A 24,322-nucleotide genomic window follows, 5' to 3' on the forward strand; every position below is an offset into this window, starting at 1 on the left:
GCGAACAACGCGCGGCGAACAACGCCACGGCGAACAATGCGCAGCGAGGGCGGCCCGGGATCTCCCGGGCCGCCCTCGCCGTCTTGTGGTACCGATCCTGTCGGCGCCGCCCGTGGCCGGCGCCGACGGACCGCTGTCAGTCCTCGGCCGCCCCGGAGGTGACGGTCGCCTCCATGACCCGGTCGAAACCGACCTGGCGCCGCGGCCCGGTCATGGAGACGGAGATGGTCTCCCTGATGTCCGCGCTCGACGCGCCGACCCGCAGCTCGACCGCGCCCGGGTCGACCTGCCGCCGTCCGGACGCTCCGGTGTAGGAGGTCTGGTCGGCATGCAGCGTGATCGTGACCTCGCGCGTCTCACCCGGCTCCAGATCGACCCGGTGGGCCGTCAGCAGCGACTGCACCGGGCGGGCGACCTCGGCGACCGGGTCGTGAAGGTAGACCTGCACGACATCCGACACCGGGCCGGCCGCGCCGTTGTGGAGTGTCACCCGCACGTCGAAGGTGCCGTCGGTCGGCCACGTCGCCTCCGCGCCGGCGACGACGTCCTTCCACGTGATCGGGGTGTACGACAGTCCGTGGCCGAACGGGAACAGCGGAGTGGGGTCCACCGAGCTCACCTCGCTGCGCCGGCTCAGCGGCGCGGCCAGGTAGGTGGAGGGTTGGTTGCCGCCGTCGCCGGGAAAGCTCACCGGGAGCCGTCCCGCCGGATCGGCCCGGCCGGACAGCACGTCGGCCAGAGCCCGCGCGCCCTCCTCACCGGGGAAGAACCCACACACGACGGCCGCCAGGCGGTCGACCTGCCGGGCCAGCTCGTACGGCCGGCCGACCAGAAGCACCAGGACGACCGGGACGCCGGTGGCCAGCACGGCCTCCAGCAGTTCCTCCTGCCGCCCGGGCAGGCGCAGGCTCGCGGCGTCGCAGCCCTCTCCGGAGGTGCCTCGCCCGAACAGGCCCGCCTGGTCGCCGAGCACGGCCACGCAGACGTCGGCGTCCGCCGCCGCGGCGACGGCCGCGGCGATGCCCTCGTCGTCGCCGCCGAGGACGGGCACACCCTGCTCGTAGCGCACGTCATAGCGGGCGGGGTCGGCGCGCAGCGCCTCGACCAGGGTCGGCACCTCGATGCCCATGGGCACGTCGGGGTGGTGCACGCCGACGTGCATCGGGAACGAGTAGCAGCCCATCATGGCCTGCGGGGTGTCGGCCCGGGGCCCGACCACGGCCAGGCGCAGGCCCGCCGCCAGCGGCAGCGAGCCGGTGTTGCGGAGCAGGACGACGGAACGGCGGGCCAGCTCGCCCGCGAGGGCACGCTGGGACTCGCCGTCCAGCACGGCGTCGTCCGTCTCCTCCAGAACGGCGGGCTCGGGCGTCCACTCCTCGTCGAGCAGGCCCAGCCGGACCTTCTGCAGGAGCACGCGACGCAGCGCGCGGTCGACGAGAGCGACGTCGACCTCGCCGCGGTCGATCGCCTCGATCAGCGGCGGGCCGTAGGCGTTGACCGTGGGCAGCTCCACGTCGATTCCCGCCGTCAGCGCCAGCCTGGCCGCGTCGCCGGGGGACCCGGCCACGTTGTGGAGGGTCTGGAGGAAGGCGACGGAGAAGTAGTCGGCCACGACGGTGCCGGTGAAACCGTAGGTGTCGCGGAGCAGATCGGTGAGCAGAGTGGGGTCGGCCGCGACCGGAACGCCGTCGATGTCGGTGTAGGAGTTCATCACCGAGCCGACCCCGGCCCGCAGCGCCATCTCGAACGGAGGCAGCAGCACGTCGGCGATCTCCCGGCGGCCCACCGAAACGGGGGCCAGGTTCCGGCCCGCCTTGGAGGCCGAGTAACCCACGAAGTGCTTCAGGGTGGCGATCACACCCGCGGACTGCACTCCGCGGACGTACGCGCTGCCGATCGTGCCGACGAGGACGGGGTCCTCGCCGATGGTCTCCTCGACGCGGCCCCACCGCAGGTCGCGGGCGACGTCCACGACCGGGGCGAGGCCCTGGTGGATCCCGAGCCGCCGCATGGTGGCGCCGATCTGCGCCCCCATCCGCTCGACCAGGTCCGGGTCGAAGCTGGCACCCCAGCACAACGGCGACGGGTAGACGGTGGCCTTCCAGGCGGCGAGGCCGGTCAGGCACTCCTCGTGCACCAGCGCGGGAACGCCCCACCGTCCCGCCGCGGCGATCGAACGCTGGGCGCCCGCGAGCGTGGTCGCCCCGGTCAGGACGTCGACGGGCTTGGTGCCGAACGGCCGGGTCAGCTGACCGATGCCGTTCTGGACGAGCTCGTCCCACCCGACCGGCAGCGACGTGAACTCGTGCTGGTGCGGGGCCATCTCACCGTCGCCGTCGTCGATGCCCACCCAGACGCCGTAGAGCTGCGCGACCTTCTCGGCCAGGCTCATCCTGGCCATCAGGGCCTCGACGCGGTCCTCGTCGGGGACGCCGGCGTCCCTCCAGACCTCCACCGGGGTGTCAGTGCTCATAGCCACGGTCTTCTTCTCCGTCTGTCGTTGGAATCGCTTGCACGGCCGTCGGCGGCATCAGTCCAGCCACCCCCCGGACGACGGTGCGTGCCGGTCGAGCTCGTCCCACAGCTCGGGGGCGATCGGGGTGGTGGCGAGATCGAGGGTGGTCCTGATCCGCGCGGGTTCCGAGACGCCGACGATGGTCGACGTCACCCGGGGGTCGCGCAGCGAGAACTGCAGCGCGGCGGCGGCCAGGGGCACGTCGTGGGCGGCGCACACCCGCTGCATCGACCGGACCGCTTCCCTGACGGACTCGTCGGTGTCCCGGTAGGCGTAGCGAGGCTGGGCGTCCGGGCCCTTGACCAGCATGCCCCCGCCGTACGGCGCGCCGTTGACGAAGGCGACCCCCCGCGCGACGGCCTCGTCGAGCAGCGGGCCGGCTTCACGGTTCACCAGGGTCCAGCGGTTGTGGTTGATCACCGCCTCGAACACTCCGGTCCCGATGAACCGCCGCATCAGCTCCACGGGGCCGCCGGCGACCCCGAGGTGGCCGACGACGCCGGCGTCGCGGAGCGCGACCAGCGCCTCGACCGGTCCGCCCGGGGCCATCGCCTCCTCGAAGGTGACGTGGTACTCCGGGTCGTGCAGGTACATCATCGGCACGTGGTCGACGCCGAGCCGTTCGAGGCTCTCCTCCACCGAGCGACGCACGCGCTCGCCGGAGAAGTCGCCACTGTCCGGGTCGGGGTCGGCCTTGGTGGCCAGGACGAACCCGTCGGGGATCCCGCCGCGGCGGCGCAGGACGGCGCCGATGCGCAGCTCGGCGCTGCCGCCGCCGTAGTTGTTCGACGTGTCGAGGAAGTTGAACGGGCCGTCGAGCACGGCCTCGACCGTCGCCTCCGCCCTGTCCTGGCCGACCGCGTAGCCGTACAGCGCGGGCATGCTCGCCAGGGGGCTGGTCCCGATGCAGATGGGGGTCACGGTGAGCCCGGTGCGGCCGAACGCGCGGCGCTCCGCCGGGTCGGGCGACACGTCGCGCGTGTGGTCATCGGTCATGTCAGATCACGAATTCGGTCGTGCGGCGGCCACGGCATCCGGGCTCGGCCCGGAAGATCATGCCTGCCGTGGGCTGACGCCGCAGGTCGTCGGGGGACAGTTCCTCGGTGGAGGTGCTGATGATGAGCCGGTCCAGATCGGGCCCGGCGAAGCAGCACGACGTCACCTGTGACACCGGCAGGCCGACGGTGCGCTCGACCAGGCCGTCCGGGCCGAAGCGGCAGACGCGCGATCCTCCCCAGAAGGCCACCCACACGGCGCCCTCGGAGTCGACCGTGAGCCCGTCGGGCATCCCGGGGATGGCGGAGGTGTCCGCGAACACGCGCCGGTCGGACAGGGCGCCCGTCGTCACGTCGTAGTCGAACACGTCGACGCGGTGAAGGGGGCTGTCCACGAAGTAGCACAGGGTGGCGTCGGGCGACCAGTCCACCCCGTTTCCGATCGTGACGCCGGTGAGCACGGTGTGCAGGGATCGGTCGGCGTCGAGGCGGTACAGGCGGCCCGCGCCCGGCTCGAGGTCGTACGCCATGCTGCCGGCGAAGTAACGCCCGGCGGGATCGACGCCCGCGTCGTTCATGCGGATCTCCGGCCGGCCCGCCAGCGGGGCGGCGAGCCGTTCGGTCAGCCCGTCGCGCGTGGCCAGGGCCACGCCGTCGCCGTCCGCGACGACGAGAGTCCCGGGCCGGGTCGTGGGATGCACGGCCGTGACCGGCGCCGGCAGGTCGAACCAGCCGACGTCGGCGCCGCCGGCGGTGTCCACGCCGGCGTCGAAAACCCGCCCGCGGGGGATGTCGACGAACCGTAACCGGCCCGCGGCGTCGTCCCACACGACGCCCTCGCAGTGGACGCCGGAGACGTCCAGCCAGGGTTCCGCCGCCAGGTCGCCTTCGGTGCCCGTCATCACGGCGTCAGCGCCGCCGCGGCGGCCCGGTGCCCCTCGACCAGCCGGCCCAGGATCGCGTCCGTCTCGGCGTCGGGGCGGGTCTCCCCGGCGTGGGCGGCGCGCCATTCGTGCAGCCGCCGGGCCCCGGCCGACCATGTGATCGTCGGCTGGAACGCCGGGACGAACCGCTTGATCTTGGTGTTGTCGAACACCGCGCTGTGCATCAGGTCGCCGATGATGAGGTCCGACCAGAACCAGTCGGGGGCGACGGTTCGGATGAGCTCCGAGGACAGGTGCAGGAGCCGGGCCGGCGTCCCCTCGGTGCGCCCGATGATCCCGTAGATCTCGTCCCACGTCAGCGCCTCGTTGGAGGTGATGTGGAAGTCCTCCCCGATGGCCTGCCAGTTGCCGATCAGGCCGACGAGCCCCACCGCGAAGTCCTTCGCGTGCGTCAGGGTCCACAGGCTGGTGCCGTCACCGGGCACGACCAGCTCGTCGCCGCGGGCGATCCGGTCCCACGCGGTCCAGTCGCCGGGCAGCGGCGGGTGGGCGTCGTCGTAGGTGTGCGACGGCCGCACGATCGTGACGGGGAAGTCGCGCTCCTCGTAGGCCCGGTGCAGGACGTCCTCGGCGGCGATCTTCTCCTGGGCGTAGCTCAGGTAGGGGTTGTGCCGGGTGGTCGACTCGACGATCGGCGCCCGCCGTACCGGCTTGTGGTAGATCGAGGCGCTGCTGATGTGGATGTACTGGCCTGTGCGGCCTTCCAGCAGTTCGGCGGCGGCAGCGGCGTCCTTGGCGCCGAAGCTGAGGAAGTTGACCACGCTGTCGAATGTCGTGCCGTCGAGGGCCCGGCGCATCGACTCCGGGTCCTGGACGTCGGCTTCGATCGTCGTGACCCCGGCGGGGAGAGGCCGGCGGCCGGCGGTGCGGCCACGGTTCAGGACGTGGACGTCCTGGCCCTGACGCACCGACTCGGCGACGCTGGCCGAGCTGATCGTGCCGGTGCCGCCGATGTAGAGAACCTTCACTGCAGGACTCCGGATCTTGGGTGGTTCTTGGACTCGTGGGGTGGGCGGGATGCGATCAGCTGCGCGACTTGCCGGCGTACCAGTCCTCGAAGCCGTTCTCCACGACGCTGATCAGCAGGTCCTCTGACCGGACGCCGATCTCCTCCAGCCGTTTGGCGATCTGGTCGAACATCGCGTACTTGGTGGTCACGTCGTACATGTGCACCATCAGGATCTGGATGCTGACCAGCTGCCGCCGCTCCACGCCGTTGTAGCCCGGATCGAAGACGATCTCTTCGGGCGCGTGCGTGCGGAAGATCTGGAACTTGTCGGTCGGGTCCATCCCGAGGCCGTCCACCAGAGCCTGGTGGACGCCGTCACTGATCTGCGGGCCCAGCCGTTCGGCGAGGGAACGTTCGAGGTCGATCTGTACAAGAGGCAACGGTGTTCCTTTCAGCGCCGGGCGTCGACCGGTGTCCGGCACCACGGCGAGGTGTGCGCGAAAAGAGGCACAGAAAACTTTCGGAAAGTCTATGAAACTTAATGTCTGCAGCGACAACGTAGAACGGAGTATCGGGGAACGTCAAGGGTCAGGCATGGACGAAAGGCCGGCACGGTGACATCTTTGCCTGTCAGGAGGCTGCAGCGCTGATCACTCCCGCTCTGCGGCTCCGGTTGCGCGCAGACGTGCCCGGTACTGGGGGAGCGCCCCCGGTCGCCGGAGAGGCGGAGCGTTCTCCCTGGTGAACAGCATGATCAGTGCACTGGCTCGCGACCGTTCGCCCGTGGCCGTGGTTCGCACCGCGCCGGAGAGGGACTCCTGCGGCCGGGGTCGGCCGGGGTCGAGTGCCGCAGACAACTTTCTATAAACTTTCGCACCGTCCGGTCTGCGAGGGCCTCTCGAGCCGGGACGACGCCATCCGAGAGTGGGACTGACCTGTGAAAATCGCGGTTACGGGCGCGAGTGGCAAGACCGGGCGCGCCGTGGTCGAGGACCTGCTCGCGCACGGGCACGAGGTACGCGCCGTCGACGTCGCCGGGGCTCCGGGGGATCGGGGCGAACTGGCCGACCTGGGGGCGCCGCTGCTGCGCGCCGACCTGACGGACTTCGGCGACACGGTGGACGCGCTGACCTCGGTCGACGCCGTGGTCCACCTCGCGGCGATCCCCGCGCCCGGCTTCTTCACCGACGCCCGCACGTTCACCGCGAACACCGCCATGAACAGCAACGTCTTCCTCGCGGCGGCCAAGCTCGGGGTCGGCAGGGTGGTGTGGACGTCGAGCGAGACCACCCTGGGCTTCCCGTTCGGACCGCGGACCCCGCCGCGTTACCTGCCGGTGGACGAGGAGCACTACCCGCACCCGACCTCGGCCTACGCCCTGTCCAAGGTGGTCGGGGAGACGATGGCCGAGCACATCTCCGCCTGGTCGGGGATCCCGATCGTCGGCCTCCGGCTGTCGAATGTCCACGACGCGGCCGACTACCCCAAGATTCCCGGTTTCTGGGACGACCCGCTGACCCGGGTGTTCAATCTGTGGGGCTACGTCGACGTCCGCGACGTCGCGCAGGCCTGCCGTCTCGCCCTGCTGGCGGAGGTGACGGGCGCGCCCGCATATGTGATCGCCGCCGGGGACACGCTGATGGACCGGCCTTCGGCCGACCTCGCCGCGGAGGTCTTCCCCGGAGTGCCGGTCCGCCGTCCGCTCACGCCGTACGAGAGCCTGCTCAGCAGTGACAAGGCCCGTGACGAGCTGGGATATCGCCCGCGGCAGTCGTGGCGTGACGTGCTCGGCCTCCCGCGGGCATGAGCCGCGGCGGCCGCGGTGTCAGCGGCGGCCGCGTGAGATCCGGGCCGGAGGCTGGTACGGCGCGGTGCTGTTCCTGACCACCAGGCTGGTCGACAGTTCGAGACGCAACGGCTGTTCACCGGGGGAGTGCGTCGTCTCGAGCACGTTGCGGATGGCCAGCACGGCCATCTGTGCGAGCGGCTGCCTGATGGTGGTCAGCCGAGGCCATAACCACTCGCACACCTCGGTGTCGTCGAACCCGACGACGCTGAGGTCCTCGGGGATGCGCAGGCCCCTGGCGCGGGCCACGTCGTACACGCCGGCCGCCTGCTGGTCGGAGCCGGCGAAGATCGCCGTGGGCGGTTCGGGCAGGTCGAGCAGCTCGGCGGCGGCCCGCCTGCCGCTCTCGGCGTAGAAGTCGCCCGGCCGCACCAGGCTCTCGTCGAGTGGCAGCCCCGCACGCCCGAGAGCGGCGCGGTAGCCGTCCAGGCGCTCAAGACTGCACCGGACGTCGTCGGGCCCCGTGATCATGCCGATTCGGCGGTGGCCCAGCTCGGTGAGATGTTCCGTGGCGGCGAAACCGCCCGCCCAGTTGGTGGCGCCGATGGTCGGGACGTCGCGGTCGTATCCGCCGACCTGGTCGATGACGACGAAGGGGGTGTCGATCGGGCGCAGCTTCTCCGCGGACACCTGCCGGGTGTTGGTGACCACGAGGACCACGCCGTCGGTCGGCCGGGAGGCCAGCGTCTTGAGCCACTCGCGCGGCTGGGCCTGCCGATCGTGGGTCACGGTCAGGATGAGGCTCGTGCCCAGCCGGTAGGCCTCCTGCTCCGCACCCCTCAGCAGCTCACAGGCCCAGGCCGTGTCCAGCTCGGTGATCACGAAGTCGACCACGCCGACCTTGCCCGCCTCGGATCTGGTCCTGCGCTGGTAGCCGGTCGAGATCAGGGCGTCCTGAACCCGGCGGCGGGTCTCTGAGCCGACGGTCTCCCGGCCGTTGAGCACCTTGCTCACCGTCGGGGCGGAGACGCCCGCCGCCTGCGCGACCATCAGGATGGTCACCCGGTCGGCGTCGGCGCTCCGGGGAGCCCCCGCCACCCGCTTCTGTGTCCTCGTCCGCTGCTCGGTCGCCACGACACCTCTTCACGCGCTGAGCCAGTGTTGTCGAAAGTTTCTATAACGGTAGCACCGCCGGTAGCGGCTCGTTGGGCTCCGCGACAGGTAGGCTGCCCACGGCATATGTGCCTAAATGTCGCAATTTTGGCTTTGCCCTGGCCCGCTGACACGCGGCGGGCACCGTCCTGCGCGGCGTCCCGGACCCCGTCTCCGTCGCGCAGTTGCTCGGCTATGACCTGCGGATATCACATCGACGATCTCGACGTGACCGCCCCCTCCGGGGGTGAGTGCGCCTTGACGGGGGCTGCGGGACACATCCCACGTAACTGAACGGAAACAAATTCGGCTGAGGTTATTGACACCATCCCCGGGCTGGTGCTCTTCTCTCACAAGAAGACTTTCCGAAACTTTCTGTTCTCAAGCGTGCAGCTTTCGGCGATCGGCGATCCCGACCGTAGGAGGACGCACCATTCCGTTCCGCGACCCGTGCCGACCTCGTCGCCACGTGTGAGCGGACCCCGTGCTCATGCGTGAGCACAGACCGTCGCGGTCGTCCCCGTTCGGCGGAGGACGCGCGGCGTCGACACGACCAGTGCGTGCGAGTCACGTGCAAGGAGAGATCATGCTGGGATCCTCGCGAATCTGGAAGCGCCGTCTCCCCGGAGCCGCAGCCGTGTTCACGGCCGCGGCGCTGGCGCTCGCCGGATGCGCCGGCGGAAGCACGACCGAGACCACGGACAAGGGCTCGGCCGACTCGGGCAATATCACCTGGTGGGGGTGGACGCCTGACGCGGCCCCCGCCGAGGCGTACATCAAGGAGTTCAGCAAGGCCTATCCGAAGATCAAGGTCACCTACAAGAAGCTGACCATCGACGGCTATGACGCGGCGATCCGCCCCGCCCTGGCCTCGTCGGTCGGCCCCGACGTCTTCGACGTCGCGCCGGGGGCCGCCAACGGTTCGGTCGGCATCTACGGCGTGAACGCCATCGACCTCACCCCCGCGGTCGAGAAGTCGCTCGGCGCGGACTGGAAGTCCAAGCTGGCCCCGATCGGGGTGAACAGCCTGACCAAGGACGGCAAGCTCGCCGCGCTGTCGGTCGGCTCCAACTACGCCGGATCGGTCTGGGTCAACCAGGACCTGTTCGACAAGTACGGCCTGAAGCCGCCCACCACCTACGACGAGTGGAAGAGCGTCTGCGCGACCTTCAAGACCAACGGCGTCAAATGCTTCGTGCAGGGCGCCGCCCAGACGGCGTTCAACGAGGACACGCTGCAGGCGATCAGCAACAACGTCAAGCCGGGCGTGTGGGCGCAGGCCCTGGAGAAGAAGGTCCCGTGGACCGACCCGACGATCGTCCAGGCGCTGAGCATCTGGAAGAAGCTGTTCGACGACAAGATCATGCAGGATGGGGCGCTGGGCGTGCAGCAGTACCCGGACGCCAACAACGACTTCATGTCGGGCAAGGCCGCGATGGTCATGATGGGCACCTGGTACATGCAGTACTCCACCGTGGAGGGCAGCACGGCCGCCATCTCCGGCGCCGGCGTCGCGAGCCCCAAGCCGTTCACCCAGCTGCCGATCGCGTTCCCCGACGTGGCCGGCACCGGCAACGTCGGGTCGCTCTACGGTGACGCGGACTTCGGCCTGGCCGTGAACAAGAAGTCCAAGTCCATCGCCGCCGCCACCACCTTCGCGACCTGGCTCGGAACCTCGCAGGCGGGCCAGCAGGCGGTCGGCGACATCCTCAACGACATCCCTGCCCTGAGCAGCGTCCAGCCGGACTGGACCTCGATCAAGCTGGTCAACCCGACGGCGCAGCAGCCTGCGCTGGAGAAGCTGATCAGTGACGCGGGCAAGTCGGCCGAGCCGCGCCTCGCGACGGTGAGCGCCGACCTGCAGACCGCCATCGGTGTGGCGTCGACCACGGTGGCGGCGGGGCAGGCCACGCCCGAGCAGGCCGCCGCGACTCTGCAGAGCACCGCCGAGAAGATCAAGTAGAGCCGCTGACGGCCCGTCTCATCTCACCCGCGCAGGGAGATCCATGACTTCCACAACCTCACCGAAGATCGGGGCGCGCCGTCCATCGCCCGCCCCTCTTCCGGGCAACCCCCGGAAGAGGGGCGGGAGGCCCTCGGGCCTGCCGTGGATCCTGCCGGCGTTCGTCTTCGTCGTCGGACTGATCTACTTCTGCATCGTCGAAACCGGCTACATCTCGACGCTCGACTGGGACGGCACCAGCCCGACCCCCACGTCGGTCGGGGTCGACAACTACACGGCGATCATGCAGGACCCCATCTTCTGGAAGGCCATCTGGCACACGGTGGTCTTCTTCATCGTGACGTTCACCGTGCAGACCGCCATCGGGTTCGTGTTCGCGGCGCTGCTGCACTCGAAGGTGCGGCTCGGCGCCGTCTACAAGGTGCTCGTCTTCGCGCCGGTGGTCCTCGCGCCCGCGACGATGGCACCGGTGTTCCGGCAGATGTTCGCCGCGGACGGCCAGCTGAACTGGGCGCTGGACCACATCGGTCTCGGCTTCCTGTCCCAGCCCTGGCTGGCCCAGTCGACCACCGCGATGCCGGTGATCATGTTCATCACGGTCTGGCAGTTCACCGGCCTCACGTTTGTCCTCTACTACGCAGCGATGGGGCAGATCGACCCCGAGACGCTCGAGGCCGCGCGCACCGACGGGGCGAGCAACCTCCGCGTCCTGAGAAGCATCGTCTGGCCCGGTGTGCGGAGCACGACGGTGGCCCTGGCGATGCTGGGCGTGATCGGTGCGCTGAAGACCTTCGACGTTCCGTACCTGGTGACCATCGGCGGGCCGAACTACAGCACCGAGTTCCTCGGGACCTATATCTACCGGATCAGCATCCCGTCGGCCCACGTCGGCTACGGGGCGGCCCTGTCGATCCTTCTGCTCATCCTGGCGTTGCTCGGCGCGATCATCGTCGCGACCCGCGCCAACCGTAAGGACGGTGAATCCAGTGTTTGAGGCGCGTCGGCTGTCGACCAGGCTGCTGCTTCAGATCCTCGTAACCCTGATGATCATCCCCTACCTGTTCCCGCTGGTGGTCATGGTCCAGGGATCGCTCGCGGGTGAGGGATTCGGCAACTACCAGGCCGTCTTCGCCGTCGGCGCCGTGGGGACGTTCTTCAGGAACAGCGTCATCATCTCCGTCTCGACGATCCTGATCGTCTACGTCCTCACCATGTTCGCCGCCTTCGGATTCTCCAAGCTGCACATTCGTGGCAAGGAGGTCTACTTCTGGATGATCCTCGCCGCCCTCACCCTGCCCGAGGTCGTGCTGCTCACCCCGCTGTTCGCCACGACCCTCAACCTGGGCGTGTACGACACGTACTGGGCGGTAGTGTTGCCGCTGGCCGCGCTGCAGATCCCCTTCACCGTCCTGCTGGCCCGCAAGTTCATCGACGGCGTCCCCGACTCGCTCTTCGACGCGGCGCGGGTCGACGGCGCCAACGTGTTCACGGCCTTCCGCTACATCATCGTGCCGATGACACGGCCCATCGCGGCGGCGATCGTCGTCCTGACGCTGATCAGTTCCTGGAACGACTATCTGCTGCCGCTGGTGCTCATCCAGGACCCGGCGAAGCAGACGGTCACGCTGCTGCCGCAGTTCTTCGTCAGCCAGTTCAGCAACGACCAGACCAAGGTCCTGGCCAGCGCGGTCATCATCGCGATCCCCGAGATCGTGGCCTACCTGTGCCTGCAGCGCCTCTTCGAGAGGGGCCTGGCGGCCGGCGCGCTGAAGTAGCACTTCCCCGAGACCACCCCATGATCCACCGCGCTTCCAGATTTGAGGAACAGAGCACATGACGTCGAACAACACGGCCTTCCTCCGCACGGCAGGTCGCGAATTCGTCGACCAGACGGGCACCGTCGTACGCCTGCGGGGCGTCGCCGTGGGTGGTTGGCTGAACATGGAGAATTTCATCACCGGCTACTCCGGCAACGAGTCACTGATGCGCGGCACGGTCCGTGAGGTCCTGGGCGAGGAGAAGTACGAGCTGTTCTTCGATCGGCTGCTGACCGCGTTCTTCGACGAGGACGACGCGAAACTGCTGGCCGGCATGGGCATGAACTGCGTGCGATTCCCCGTCAACTACCGGCACTTCGAGGACGACTCCAAGCCGTTCGAGTTCAAGGAGGACGGCTTCCGCCACCTCGACCGGGCCATCGAGGCGTGCGCGCGACATGGGATCTACTCGGTCATCGACCTGCACGCGCTGCCGGGGTCGCAGAACCACCACTGGCACTCCGACAACCCGACCCACCGGCCGGCGTTCTTCGACCACCCCCATTTCCAGGACCGGGTGGTGGCGATCTGGGAGCGCATCGCCGAGCACTACAGGGACAACCCCTGGGTGGCGGGCTACAACCCGATCAACGAGCCCGCGGACGAGTCGCGCAAGGTCGTCGGGCCCTTCTACACCCGCCTGGTCGACGCCATCCGCGCGATCGACGACCGCCACATCCTGTTCCTCGACGGCAACACGTACTCGACCGAGTTCGACGTCTTCGACAAGGAGTGGGACAACACCGTCTACGTCTGCCACGACTACGCCGCCCCGGGCATGGGCAACGGCGGCGACTATCCCGGAGTCACCGACGGCAAGTACTACGACAAGGCGGTGCTGGAGGAGAAGTACCTCAAGCGCACCGAGTACAGCCGCCAGACCGGCACCCCGGTCTGGGTGGGCGAGTTCGCGCCGATCTACACCGGCGACGAGCGCAAGGACGCCATGCGCCGGGAGGTCCTCGAGGACCAGCTCGAGATCTACCGCCGCGAAGGGGCGAGCTGGTCGAGCTGGATGTACAAGGACCTCGGGCGGCAGGGTGTGGCCATGGTGCGGCCCGACTCCCCGTACCTGCGGCGCTTCGGCGACTTCGTGGCGAAGAAGAACCGCCTGGGCGCCGACAACTGGGGGAGCGACGGCAACGGGATCATCGAGGTGACCAAGCCGTTCCAGGACATGATCGCGAATGAGTTCCCCGACTTCGATCCGTACCCGTGGGGCCGTTTCGACTGGGTCCGCACGCTCATCCTGAACCTCGCGGTCGCCCAGCCCCTGGCCTACGAGTACGCCAAGCTGTTCCACGGGCTGAGCGACGACGAGCTGATCGCCCTCGCCGACTCGTTCGCGCTCCGCAACTGCGATGTCCGGACGACCCTGGTCGAGCAGCTGCGCAACGGCTGAGGCCACCCGGTCAGGCCGGACACCGGCACCAGGATCACCGACCGCAGGATCGGTGTCTCCCGGCTACGCCAGGTCCCCGGTGGGCGTACGGCTCACCGGCCATCCTTCGGCGGACGCGAGTTCCGCGTACCGGGCGGCGTTCCGTACCGCCGCGCCGCCCGGATCGTTGTTGAAGTACACGTAGACGTCGCAGCGGTTGTCCCAGGCGGCGTCCAGACGGCGTAGCCAGGAGCGGAGCGCGCCGTCGCCGTATGAGGGCCGGGGATCGGCCCGGCCCTCATGAAACCGCAGGTAGCCCCAGTCGGCGGTCCGCCACAGGGGCGTCCGCGGGCGGCCGAGCCGGTCGGCCCAGCACAGGGCCGCGCCGTGCGCCGACAGCGTCTCGCGGACGGGGTCGCTCCACCAGGACGCGTGCCGTGGCTCCACGGCGACCCGAACATGGGCGGGGAAACACCCCAGGCACGCGCCGAGCAGCTTGGGGTCCGCCCTCAACGTCGGTGGGAGTTGCAGGAGGACCGGTCCGAGCTTGGGCCCCAGGCCGTCGGCCGCCGCCATCAGACGCTCGACCGGCTCCTGCGGATCCTTCAGCCGTTTGACGTGGGTGAGGAACCGGCTGGCCTTGATCGCCATGACGAACGTGTCCGGGGTGCGATCCCTCCAGCTCTCGAAGGTCTGGCGCGTCGGCAGCCGGTAGAAGGTGTTGTTGTTCTCGACCGTCTCGAAACGCTCGCCGTACCGCTCAAGCCAGAGCCGCTGGGGCACGCCGGGTGGGTACAGCACCCCGCGCCAGTCGGCGTACTGCCAGCCGGACGTCCCCACCAGCATCATGAGAGCTCAGCCCGTCGACTTCCGGCTTTTCCGCACGAGCACGTCCTGCCCAGCCGGCCTGGGCGCCACACCGACCGCTGCCGGGGCTTCACTCCGGCAGCGGTCGGCGACCCGGACATAGGCGACGGTGCCGCCCGCGGCGCGAACGTCGGCGATCGCCTTTTCCATGCGTCCCAGCAGGGCCTCACCGTCGCTTTCGGGGAGCAGCGTGAGGATCGCGGGCTGATAGTCCGTGACGAGCAGGACGGTGCGTGCGGGGTCGAGCGCGGGGGCGGTGCTCATACGAGCGTCTGCCTTTCCGACGGCGCCTGATCGGCGTTCTTGTGTCGGGGCGTGCGGTCGCGTCGAGGGAGGAGGAGCGGAGTCGCCAGGAGCAGGAGACCGGCGATCGCGATCGCGGTGCGGGGGCCGGTGAGGCCGGCCAGCAGGCCCCACAGCCCGGTCAGGGCCGCGATGGTGGCTTTGCTGGTGATCGACCAGGCGGACAGGGTCCGGGCGACCCGGTCCGACGGGAGCTGTTCGAGCCGGTAGGTGGCGAACACCGGATTGAACACGCCCATGCAGGTGATCAGCCCGAGTTCGACGGCGATGACGAGGACGAGCCCGGCGACACCGGGGCCGATGAAGGCCAGTCCGAGTGACCAGCACGCGCGCAGCGTCCCGGCGACGAGCATGACCCTGTGCCGCCCGAACCGTGCGACGAGACGGCGGGCCAGCCGCGAGCCGATGAGGCCGCCGATGCAGGGGGCGCCGAACGCGAGGCCGTACTGCCAGGGTGCGAACCCGAGGTCGCCGAGCATGAGGACGGCGAGCAGCGGCGAGGTCGCCATGATCAGGCCGCTGATCAGGACCGTGTTGAAGAACAGCGGGCGCAGCGCCGGGCTGGCGAGGATGTACCGCCACCCCTCCAACAGGTCGCCGGCCCGGAGCCGGGGCGGTGTGTCGGTCCGGGCGGGGTGCGGCTCCCGCCCGCCGATGGCGCGGATCCCCGCGGCCGAGAGGAGGAAGCTGAGCGCGTTGGCCACCACGGTCGTCACCGGGCCCACCAGCCCGAGCGCGGCGGTGCCGAGCGGCGGCCCGAGCGCGGTGGCGGTCCAGGTCGTGGCCTCGAACCGCCCGTTCGCGACGAGCAGGTCCTCCGGCCGCACGAGCGCCTTCAGACACGCCCCGCTCGCGGCGGTGAAGGCGATGTCGGCCGCGCCGACGACGACCGCCACAACCAGGAGTTGAGCGAAGCTCAGCCGGCCGAGCACGTACGCGGCGGGAACGCTCATCAACGCCGCGAACCGGATCAGGTCCATCGCGACCATCACCGGCCGCTTGCGCCGGAACTCCATCCACGGCCCGAGTGGCACCGCGACCACCGCCCCGACCGCGAGCCCCGCGGCGGCCAGCACCGACACCTCGGCCGGCCCGGCGTCCAGAGCCAGAATCGCGATCAGGGCGAACGCGTCGAACGCGAGCCATGTGCCGAACGCGCTGACTGCATATGCGGCCCAGAACCACCTGAACTGCCGCCCCAGCGACCTTCCCAACGTGCACCCCGCCATCTCCGGAAACAACCACTCGTTGACCCGAGAGATCAAAACGCGCAGCCGGTAGGCTCGTCAAACAACCGACTGGCCGAAGGTGCACAACTGAGAGTTGTGCCCTAAGGTCGGTCGGTGTGGATCTCGATGCCGTGCGCACCTTCGTCACCGTCGTGGACACCGGCCAGTTCCAGCACGCCGCCGTGGACCTGTCGATCACCCAGCAGGCCGTCTCCAAGCGCATCGCCGGGCTGGAGAAGGACCTCGCGGTGCGGCTGTTCACCCGCACCGCGCGTGGCGCCGAGCTCACCATCGACGGGCAGGCGTTCCTGCCCCACGCGCGCGAACTGCTGCGTGTCGCCGAGCGCGCGGTCGCGTCCGTGCTCCCCGGCAGCCGTCCGCTGCGCGTCGACGTGATCGCCTCACGCAGCGGGGCCTCGGGCCTGATGCGCGGCTTCCATCGCGTGTATCCCGAGATCGAGCTCGACGTGGTGATGCTGTTCGACATCGAGACGGCCGTCGCCGCCATTCGCTCCGGTGCGATCGACGCGTCCTTCCGCGCCGTCACCGTTCCCGGCCGGCCCCTTCCCGAGGACATCGAGTCCGTCTGGGTGCTCGACGAGGCGCTTCAACTCCTCACCGGGCCCGCCCACGCGCTGGCGGGCGCCCGGTCGGTGACCGTCGCCCAGCTCGCCGGGCACCGGATCTGGATGCCCGGCATCGTCCCCGGTACCGAGTGGGCCGCCTACTACGACGATCTCGTCGCCGAGTTCGGCCTCACCATCGAGGCGACCGGCCCCAACTTCGGCTCCGACGCGCTCCTCGACACCATCGCCGACACCCCGGCCCTCGCGACTTTCATGGGCGAGCAGACCCGTCTGGTCTGGCCCGCCGACCACGGCCTGCGCCGCATCCCGGTGACCGACCCGACGCCCGTCTACCCGCACTCGCTCCTGTGGCACCGCGACAACCCCCACCCAGGGCTGGTCACCCTCCGCGCCCACCTCGCCGCCGCAGCGGCCGGCCACGACACCGCCGGGACCTGGGTGCCGGGCTGGGCGATCCCGCGCTGAACGCCGCCGCGTCCGCGACCTCGTGGCCGGATCGACGGGCCGGGTCAGCCCGCGGTCGTCCGCCATCCCTGCCTGGATAACCAGGCACGCCGAGGAAAAGGCTGTCCGAAAAGGACGTGAAAAACTGACCGATATTACTTCTTGGTATTTCTGGTGGGCTTCGGAGGTTTTTTCGGGTTCCGGGAAGATGCGTTAAATCCGGACAAAATTCTTTAAATAGTATTAGGGTCACGCAGATGTCATCTGTTGGCCAACCCCTGACGACCCGCTACGCATGGCTCGACGCCCTGCGTGGTCTCGGTGCGACAGCCGTACTCCTTGAGCACATGACCTACCGCTTCCTGCCTCAGCTGCGGCCAACCTGGTTCAATCTCGGAATATATGGCGTTCTTGTGTTTTTCCTGGTCAGCGGTTACATCATTCCCGCCTCGCTGGAGCGCAGGGGCGAGGTACGGGCATTTTGGATCAGTAGGGTTTTTCGTCTTTATCCCCTCTACATCCTGACCATTTTCATTGTTCTTCTGGCGGTCCCGGTCCAGCCGCTCCGTGCGAACATCGACCCCCTGAGCCACCTCACGATGCTGATGGAGGTCACCGGCTCGTGGGCGTTCACCGAACCGATGTGGACGCTCTCCTATGAAATGGTCTTCTATCTCCTGGTCACGGCGCTGTTCGTGACCGGCGTGCACAGGCGCAGCGGGCTGTTCGCCGTTTCGTTCGCGCTGCTGTCGGTGCTGGTGGCATTCGTCATGCCGGCGCGGGGCCTGCTCAGCGGGCCGATCGTGCCGATCGTCGTGCTGGTGGTGATCCTGGCCTCCCTGGGCTGCGTACTGTTCGGGCCCAGGGCGGTCCGGGTGACGGGAGCACTTGTCCTCGGTGCGCTCGCCGTCACCCTCGTCTCGATCGGCAGCCGCGTGCCCTGGCAGGGGGCGATGATCCTGGCGGTCATGTTCACCGGCACGGTCGTCTACCGATGGGAGCAAGGCCAGGGTTCGGGGCTCTGGCCCGTCCTGGGTGTCACCTTCCTGATCTGCCTGACACCCTTCATGAAGCCGGTGACGATCAGCGGCCCCGCCAACCTGATGACCGTCGTCCTGGCCGGCGGCACGTTCGCGGGCTTCATGGCGCTGCGCAACCGGCGTCTGCCGTACCCCCTGGCCTGGCTGGGACTGATCAGCTATTCGGTGTACATGCTGCACGTGCCGCTGCTGCGGTTCTTCATCCTCGTGGTCGGCGAACCACGGAGGTTCCCGGAGATCGTCCAGCTCGGCCTCGGTCTCACGGCCATCGCCGTCATCTGCGGGATCAGCTGGCTGACGTACAGATTCGTCGAGCTGCCCATGCAGCGGCTCGGCCGGCGCCTGGCCCACAGACGCCCCGCCGAGCTTCAGCGTTGACGGCGTTGAGCTATCGCGGCTCGCCGGCACCCTGCCAGTCGTAGCGGGCGTCGGGGACCTTCTCCTCGTTGTCGCTGCCGTCTCCGAGGGTTGTCAGGGTGAATCCGTGTCGTTCGTAGAGGCGGCGGGCGCCGGTGTTCTGCTGGAACACGTGCAGGCTGAGCAGGTCGGGTCGTGCCTTTTTGGCCTGGGTGAGCAGGGCGGTGCCGATGCCGTGGTCCTGGGCGTCGGGTGTGACGTAGAGGTGTTCGAGCCAGTGGTCGTTCAGTGCGACGAACCCGATGACCTGGCCGTGTTGTTCGGCCACCCAAACTTCGTGGCCGGGAACCATGATGTGGGAGATCCAGGCCCGGGTCTCCTCGTCGGTGTGCAGCTCCGGCAGGTACGTCATCTGACCGCGCGCGGCCAGGAAGACCTCCGCGATCCGTTCCGCGTCGCCGGATCGGACCCGGCGCACGTGGGTGCCGGGGCTCACGACGTCGCCCGGAGGGTGTGCGCCGCTACGGGAGTTCGTTCGATCGTCATCTCGTCGATCAGGGCGAGCAGCCTCGGATCATCGGCCGCGCAGGAGGACATCGTGAACATGGCGACATCCTCACACCCGCTCCTCACCCGCGACCACCGAATATCCCGGCGGGCTGACCGGCGACGAACCGCGCCAGGTCCGCCGCGGTCGGCGCCGTGGCGGGACCGTAGGAGGTGACCGACAGCGCCGCGGCCGCGTTCGCGGTACGGGCCGCGTCGATCGCGTCCGCACCGGTGGCGATCGCGGCGACGAAGACCCCGGTGTGGGTGTCACCCGCCCCGTTCGTGTCGACCGCGTGGACGTCGAACCCCGGCACGTGGACGGGAGCGGCGTCGCGCGCGGCGACCAGGCATCCGTCGGGACCGGTCCTGACCAGGACGCCGCGCCTCCCGGTGAGCCGGGCGAGCTCGGCCGCCGCGGCCGCCGGATCGTCTCGACCGGTGGTTCTGGTCGCCTCCCGGGCGTTGCAGCTCCACCAGTCCGCCCGGGACATGACGGAACGCGTGACGTCCGCGGGGATGAGGTGGACCAGGGGCCCCGGGTCGAAGACGACCGTGACGTCGTCGTGGACGCCGGGCAGCCAGCCCATCAGGGCCCGCCGGTTGAGCGGGTGGAGCATGCCGTACCCGGACAGGTAGACGACGTCACGGGGACCGGGACGGATCGCGTCGAGATCCTCGCCGGTCAGCGTGGCCTCGGCGCCGGTACTGGTCACGAAGGTCCGCTCGCCCTCCGCGTCGACGATGCTGACGACGAAGCCGGTGTCGAGACCGGCCTTCGGCCGCTGCCGAACCTCGATCCCGGCGCCGAGCATGGCGGCCCTGGCCCTGTCCCCGAAGGGGCCGGTGCCGTGGGCGCCCGCGTAGACGACCGGCAGCCCCTGCCGCGCGGCGGCGACCATCACGTTGAACCCGCCGCCGGTGGTCGTGTCGGATCCGGTGGCCAGCACGTCGCCGCCGCGTTCCGGCAGCGCGGGGACGTCGAGGACGATGTCGACGACGACGTTGCCCAGGTGCAGCAGCCGGCCGGATTCGGAGGCCACGGCCCTACCTCCGTTCCGGGGGCGTCACGAAAGGCGGTGCGAGAGCCACGGTTCTACCTCCGAGCCGAGGTGATGAAGGACGCGATAGGGGAGTCACGGCCCCACCCCCGGGCCGGGATCGCGAAGGGCGGTACGGTCGCCTCGCGCGCTCTTCGCCCGCAGGGTCAGCAGCCTGGCGGCGGTGTCGTCCAGCCGCAGGTCGTTGACGCGCGTGACGGTGTCGCGGGCGTCGGCGGGGAAGGCCTCCACCCCGTGGCAGGCGCCGCCGACGGAACCGGCCATCGCGGCGATGGTGTCGCAGTCTCCGCCGACCGAGGCGGCGAGCAGGCACGCCCGCCACGGGTCGTCCTGGCACGCCCAGAGGGTCGCGAAGGCGGCGGGTACGGACTCCTGGGTGGCCAGGCTGGTGCCCACCAGCGTGTAGACGCGCTCGCAGACCTCCTCGGCGGACAGCCCTTCGACGAGGGTGGTCGCCCACCTGATGCGCGCGGCCACGTCGGCGGCGGCGACCCAGTGCCCGCGCCGGGCCGCGAGCCGGGCGGCGGCCTCGGCGAACCGTACGGCCTCCGGAATGGTGGCTCCGTCGATTCCCGCGCTGACGGCGGCGGCCACGGCCGCCGCGCCCGCGAGCGCGACCCCGGTGTTGTGCGTCAGACGGCTCACCTCGACGACCCGGTCCACGAGGGCGTCGAGGTCCGAGGGTCCCACGGCGATGCCGACGGGGGTGATCCGCATCGCGGCGCCGTTGGTGGTGCCGGACCGGCCCGCCTCGTTGACGTCGGTCCCGGCGAGCACCTCGGAGACCGCGTGCTTGGTGGACGGGCCCAGGAGGTCCAGCGATCCGCGTGCGCGCATGGACTCCTCCCAGGTCACGAGGCGTCTGGCGAGTTCGGCCGCGTCGGCCTCGCCGTCTCCGTCGATGATGAGCCCGGCCACCAGCATGGCCTGCTCGGTGTCGTCGGTGATCGAGCCCGCGGGCATTCCCGCCGCGAGCGGATGGTCCTGCGGTGCGGCCTGGAAACCTTCGAGGAAGGGGCCGTACCGTGCCACGATCTGCGGGCGGGACAGCATCTGCGTCGGCATGCCGAGCGCGTCTCCGAGGGCGAGCCCGTAGAGCGCACCCGCGGCACGCGACTGTCGGTCCGTCATGAGGTGCTTCCGTCGGTGTCGAGCGGGTGCTGGCATCTGTCCGTCATGAGGCGCTTCCGGCGGTGTCGAGCGGGTGCTGGTGTCTGTCCGTCATGAGGCGCTTCCGTCGACGTCGAGTAGATACCGATGTCTATACGTCATGAGGAGCTTTCGTTGAAGTTGAGCAGGAGCTGGAAGTGTTCGGGGTCGAGCAGGCTGTCGACGTGCTCGACGAAGGCCCCGCCGGCCGTCCAGCTCGTCCGTTCGGTGTTCAGGAACCACTCGCCCGCGTCACGTCCGAGCAGGGCCGCCTCGCGCTCGTCGATCCGGCGACCGCGCACCCTCTGCTCACCGTGGTCGGCGTGCAGCCCGGCGCGACCGAGCTCCTCGGTCAGCGAGTCGCCTCCCAGTCCCCGGCCGGGCAGCTCGCTCAGCCCTTCGAGCGCGGGAACGCGACTGCACTCGTAGGAGACGACGGTCCTGGGGACGATCTCGCGGACACGCTCGACGACGATCACCTCGGGGGAGTCCAGGTTCAGGCGTTCGGCGAGGCGATCGTCCCGCCTGGCGGTGATGGCGAGGACCCGGACCCGGGTCTCCGCTCCCTGGGCGGCCAGCGCGTGGGCCCACCCGAGCCGGTCGTCCAGCGGGCGGCCGTCGAACATGACGAACGACCCCTTGCCCGTCCGCGTGGAGATCAGGCCCGCCTCGTTGAGCTCGGCGAGCGCGGTGCGGACGGTGTTGCGGCTGACCCCGAAGCGCCGGGCGAGGGAGAGCTCGCCCGGCAGCCGGGTCCCGCGTTCGACCTGGCCGGAACGGATCTCCTTCTCCAGCGCGACGGCGATCCGCCGGTGTTTGAGGTGCACGGTGCCGCTCACGGACCCGTCCTTTCCCCGGGCGCCGTGGACGTCGCGGGGCGATCCCCTGCATCACGCGGGATGCTTGGGACCTCGGCGTCCTGCCCCAGGACGTCGGCCACGGTGACCACCTGGATAAGCGGGCCGTAGAGCCGCATGACGTCCAGGGCTCGCCGGTGGTCGGCGTCGCTGACGCCGGCGCACGCGTCGGCGACGACCTGGACCTCGACGCCGGCGTCGGCGGCGGCGAGGGCGGTCGACAGCACGCAACAATCCGTACTCACGCCCGCGAGGAGCAGCCGCCCGCCGTCACCGACCCTGGCGGCCAGTTCCGGGGTCCACTTGCCGAATGTCGTGGCGTCCAGCGTCGGGCCCGCGACGGGGGCGAGGTCGTCGACCAGCTGGTAGATCTCCGACTCCGGGGGCTGCAGCGCGAACGGCCACTGCGCGTAGTACTTCGCCCAGGCGCCGCGAGGGGTCTCGGGGGCGACGAAGCGGGTGAAGGTGACCCGGGGGCCGAACGCCGCGACCAGTTTCCCGATCGGGCCGACGGTTTCGGCGAATCGGGGGGCGAACCACTGGCTGCCGGGCTCGCCGAAGATCTTCTGCATGTCGATGACCGCCAGCCACGGTGCGCTCTGCGGATCGTCCGGATCGGTGCCCGGTGCGTACGGAGTGCTCACAGCCGGCCCGCCTCCACCGGGGCCGCGCCGGGCCCCGCCGGCGCCAGGGCCTCCTGGGCGCGCACGCTGGATCGGTTGAGCGCCCAGGTGGCGGCGAACCCCACGACGAGGGCGAGCAGCACCCCCAGGTTGGCGAAGGCCCAGGAACCGGACTTGCCGCCGAGCCCGAGAGGATCGAGCAGGTAGCCCTGCCACTCCAGCCAGCTCGCGGACGTGTTGACGACCAGACCCCATCCGAGGACCGTGCCGATGACGATGACCGCGATGGACCGGAACTGGACGTCCCCGTACCGGCCCGAAGGACGGTAGAGGTCGATCTCGTCGTAGTCGCGGCGGCGCCGCAGGAGGTCGGCCAGCATGATGCCGCACCACGCGGCGACCGGGACGCCGAGAGTGGTCAGGAACCCGCTGAACTGGCCGAGGAAGTCGTCGGTGATGAAAACGATGTAGACCGTTCCCGCGATCATGAGCACGCCGTCGATCAGGGCGGCGACGTAGCGCGGCGCCCGCAGGCCGGTCGCCAGCAGCGCCAGGCCGGAGGAGTAGATGTCGAGCACGGCGCCCCCGACCAGGCCCAGGACGGCCACGATGGCGAAGGGGACGAGGAACCAGGTGGGCAGGATGGTCGTCAGCGCCCCGATCGGGTCTCCCGCGATCGCCTCGTTGAGGGGCGCGGACGAGCCGGCCAGCAGCAGGCCGAACACCAGCAGCACGATCGGCGCGACGGACGCCCCGAACGTCGTCCAGCCCACCACTCCCGCGCCCGACGACCTCCTCGGCAGGTAGCGGGAGTAGTCGGCGGACGCGTTGACCCAGCCGAGGCCGAACCCGGTCATCATGAAGACCAGGGCGCCGATGAACTCCTGACTTGAGCCCGAGGGGACCGAGGCGACGGCCTCCCAGCTGATGTGGTCGAGGACCAGGACGATGTAGACCACCGTGAGCACGCCGGTCACGACCGTGATGACCGTCTGCATCCGCATGATCAGGTCGAATCCCATGACGCCGCCGACCACGATCAGGGCGGTCACCACGATCAGGGCGCCGACCTTCGTGGAGGTGCCGCCTCCCCAGCCGAGCCGCTCGAACACCGTCGCCGTCGCCAGCGTCGCCAGCGCGGTGAGCACGGTCTCCCAGCCCACCGTCAGGATCCACGAGATCGCGGACGGCAGCCGGTTGCCCCGCACCCCGAACGCCGCCCGGCTCAGCACCATGGTCGGAGCCGACCCCCGCTTGCCCGCCACGGAGATGAAGCCGCAGAGCAGGAAGGAGAAGACGATCCCCAGGATGCCGGCCGTGAGCGCCTGCCAGAAGGAGATCCCGAAGCCGAGGGCGAAGGAGCCGTAGCTCAGCCCGAGGACCGAGACGTTGGCGCCGAACCACGGCCAGAACAACTGTCGCGGACGGCCCTTGCGATCGGCGTCGCCGATCACGTCGAGCCCCTGCACCTCGATCTTGAGCTGCCGTCCGCCCGCGCCACCGGACGGCTCGCTTTCCTGTCCGACCTGCTTACCGACCATGGAACCCACCTGTCTAGACCTGTTCAGTGGAATGTAGGGGCCGGTCTCGCCAAGCGTCAAGGAAGCGTCAAAATTCCTAAGATTTCGATATCTGGCCAAACCGATGCCGGGCCTGGCCGGCGTCCGGCCGGACCCTCGTCCTGGAGTTTCGCCTCTCCCGTGAGAACCACGGGTCGACGTACACCGGGGGAAAGATCACCGAGGGCGCGTCGAGGT

The 24,322-nt window shown here is 69.7% G+C and carries 22 protein-coding genes; 7 read left to right on the plus strand and 15 right to left on the minus strand.

Translation table 11 applies throughout. From position 1 onward, the window contains the following. Positions 1–136 precede the first annotated feature (136 nt). From DKM19_RS09955 to DKM19_RS09975, 5 genes are read right to left on the minus strand one after another with little or no spacing between them, the layout of a single operon-like run. The gene (locus tag DKM19_RS09955) at positions 137–2,473 is read right to left on the minus strand and encodes a beta-glucosidase (RefSeq protein ID WP_110695444.1); all 2,337 of its coding nucleotides are present in this window, start codon (positions 2,471–2,473) and stop codon (positions 137–139) included. A gap of 57 nt (positions 2,474–2,530) precedes the next feature. Then, on the minus strand, positions 2,531–3,511 hold the full coding sequence (locus tag DKM19_RS09960; protein ID WP_110695445.1) for an aldo/keto reductase: 981 nt from the start codon (positions 3,509–3,511) through the stop codon (positions 2,531–2,533). Between the two features lies 1 nt (position 3,512). Beyond that, the gene (locus DKM19_RS09965) at positions 3,513–4,412 is read right to left on the minus strand and encodes an SMP-30/gluconolactonase/LRE family protein (protein WP_110695446.1); all 900 of its coding nucleotides are present in this window, start codon (positions 4,410–4,412) and stop codon (positions 3,513–3,515) included. Further along, complete coding sequence (locus tag DKM19_RS09970; RefSeq protein WP_110695447.1) at positions 4,412–5,422, minus strand: NAD-dependent epimerase/dehydratase family protein; 1,011 nt, start codon at positions 5,420–5,422, stop codon at positions 4,412–4,414. The genes DKM19_RS09965 and DKM19_RS09970 overlap by 1 nt, the downstream gene beginning before the upstream one ends. Before the next feature lie 55 nt (positions 5,423–5,477). After that, a complete protein-coding gene (locus DKM19_RS09975; RefSeq protein ID WP_110695448.1) occupies positions 5,478–5,843 on the minus strand; it encodes a tautomerase family protein in 366 nt (121 codons plus the stop codon). Positions 5,844–6,340: 497 nt separating this feature from the next. Between DKM19_RS09975 and DKM19_RS09980 the strand changes: the two genes are divergently transcribed. Then, positions 6,341–7,210 (plus strand): NAD(P)-dependent oxidoreductase, encoded by an 870-nt coding sequence (locus tag DKM19_RS09980; RefSeq protein ID WP_204358732.1) that lies wholly within the window; start codon positions 6,341–6,343, stop codon positions 7,208–7,210. An 18-nt stretch (positions 7,211–7,228) separates the two neighbouring features. Here the strand turns inward: DKM19_RS09980 and DKM19_RS09985 are convergent, their stop codons facing one another. Then, on the minus strand, positions 7,229–8,323 hold the full coding sequence (locus tag DKM19_RS09985; RefSeq protein ID WP_239514179.1) for a LacI family DNA-binding transcriptional regulator: 1,095 nt from the start codon (positions 8,321–8,323) through the stop codon (positions 7,229–7,231). 604 nt (positions 8,324–8,927) lie between these two features. On the opposite strand from DKM19_RS09985, the gene DKM19_RS09990 reads away from it, so the two are divergent. The 4 genes from DKM19_RS09990 to DKM19_RS10005 are packed head-to-tail and all read left to right on the plus strand — an operon-like array spanning position 8,928 to position 13,523. Further along, complete coding sequence (locus DKM19_RS09990) at positions 8,928–10,304, plus strand: ABC transporter substrate-binding protein (RefSeq protein ID WP_162641391.1); 1,377 nt, start codon at positions 8,928–8,930, stop codon at positions 10,302–10,304. A 43-nt stretch (positions 10,305–10,347) separates the two neighbouring features. Next, complete coding sequence (locus tag DKM19_RS09995) at positions 10,348–11,298, plus strand: carbohydrate ABC transporter permease (RefSeq protein ID WP_110695450.1); 951 nt, start codon at positions 10,348–10,350, stop codon at positions 11,296–11,298. After that, positions 11,291–12,079 carry a carbohydrate ABC transporter permease gene (locus DKM19_RS10000; RefSeq protein WP_110695451.1) on the plus strand — a complete coding sequence of 263 codons (789 nt, stop codon included), beginning with the start codon at positions 11,291–11,293 and terminating at the stop codon, positions 12,077–12,079. Before DKM19_RS09995 ends, DKM19_RS10000 begins: the two co-directional genes overlap by 8 nt. A gap of 58 nt (positions 12,080–12,137) precedes the next feature. Next, positions 12,138–13,523, plus strand: a complete 1,386-nt coding sequence (locus tag DKM19_RS10005) for a glycoside hydrolase family 5 protein (RefSeq protein WP_110695452.1) — start codon at positions 12,138–12,140, stop codon at positions 13,521–13,523. Positions 13,524–13,586: 63 nt separating this feature from the next. Here the strand turns inward: DKM19_RS10005 and DKM19_RS10010 are convergent, their stop codons facing one another. From DKM19_RS10010 to DKM19_RS10020, 3 genes are read right to left on the minus strand one after another with little or no spacing between them, the layout of a single operon-like run. After that, positions 13,587–14,351 carry a DUF72 domain-containing protein gene (locus DKM19_RS10010; protein WP_110695453.1) on the minus strand — a complete coding sequence of 255 codons (765 nt, stop codon included), beginning with the start codon at positions 14,349–14,351 and terminating at the stop codon, positions 13,587–13,589. A gap of 6 nt (positions 14,352–14,357) precedes the next feature. After that, the gene (locus DKM19_RS50580; protein WP_204358733.1) at positions 14,358–14,633 is read right to left on the minus strand and encodes a hypothetical protein; all 276 of its coding nucleotides are present in this window, start codon (positions 14,631–14,633) and stop codon (positions 14,358–14,360) included. Further along, positions 14,630–15,886: an MFS transporter gene (locus tag DKM19_RS10020; RefSeq protein WP_239514180.1), complete on the minus strand. Its 1,257-nt coding sequence runs from the start codon at positions 15,884–15,886 to the stop codon at positions 14,630–14,632. Before DKM19_RS10020 ends, DKM19_RS50580 begins: the two co-directional genes overlap by 4 nt. A 131-nt stretch (positions 15,887–16,017) precedes the next feature. Between DKM19_RS10020 and DKM19_RS10025 the strand changes: the two genes are divergently transcribed. Beyond that, positions 16,018–16,953 (plus strand): LysR family transcriptional regulator, encoded by a 936-nt coding sequence (locus tag DKM19_RS10025; protein ID WP_110695454.1) that lies wholly within the window; start codon positions 16,018–16,020, stop codon positions 16,951–16,953. A 236-nt stretch (positions 16,954–17,189) separates the two neighbouring features. Then, entirely contained in the window at positions 17,190–18,350 is a 1,161-nt protein-coding gene (locus tag DKM19_RS10030; protein WP_110695455.1) for an acyltransferase, read from the plus strand. Positions 18,351–18,360: 10 nt separating this feature from the next. Here DKM19_RS10030 and DKM19_RS10035 read toward each other — a convergent pair whose 3' ends face one another. The 6 genes from DKM19_RS10035 to DKM19_RS10060 form a co-directional block, all read right to left on the minus strand. Further along, on the minus strand, positions 18,361–18,825 hold the full coding sequence (locus DKM19_RS10035; RefSeq protein WP_204358734.1) for a GNAT family N-acetyltransferase: 465 nt from the start codon (positions 18,823–18,825) through the stop codon (positions 18,361–18,363). Positions 18,826–18,958: 133 nt separating this feature from the next. Next, positions 18,959–19,918, minus strand: a complete 960-nt coding sequence (locus DKM19_RS10040) for a PfkB family carbohydrate kinase (RefSeq protein WP_110695456.1) — start codon at positions 19,916–19,918, stop codon at positions 18,959–18,961. Between the two features lie 93 nt (positions 19,919–20,011). Beyond that, positions 20,012–21,067 (minus strand): ADP-ribosylglycohydrolase family protein, encoded by a 1,056-nt coding sequence (locus DKM19_RS10045; protein WP_110695457.1) that lies wholly within the window; start codon positions 21,065–21,067, stop codon positions 20,012–20,014. A gap of 137 nt (positions 21,068–21,204) precedes the next feature. Beyond that, on the minus strand, positions 21,205–21,924 hold the full coding sequence (locus DKM19_RS10050; protein ID WP_110695458.1) for a GntR family transcriptional regulator: 720 nt from the start codon (positions 21,922–21,924) through the stop codon (positions 21,205–21,207). Next, complete coding sequence (locus DKM19_RS10055) at positions 21,921–22,586, minus strand: cysteine hydrolase family protein (protein ID WP_239514181.1); 666 nt, start codon at positions 22,584–22,586, stop codon at positions 21,921–21,923. The genes DKM19_RS10050 and DKM19_RS10055 overlap by 4 nt, the downstream gene beginning before the upstream one ends. Further along, positions 22,583–24,106 (minus strand): cytosine permease, encoded by a 1,524-nt coding sequence (locus DKM19_RS10060; RefSeq protein WP_110695459.1) that lies wholly within the window; start codon positions 24,104–24,106, stop codon positions 22,583–22,585. The genes DKM19_RS10055 and DKM19_RS10060 overlap by 4 nt, the downstream gene beginning before the upstream one ends. Between the last annotated feature and the right edge of the window lie 216 nt (positions 24,107–24,322).

The organism is Streptosporangium sp. 'caverna' (genome assembly GCF_003203775.1).
Taxonomy (GTDB): domain Bacteria; phylum Actinomycetota; class Actinomycetes; order Streptosporangiales; family Streptosporangiaceae; genus Streptosporangium; species Streptosporangium subroseum.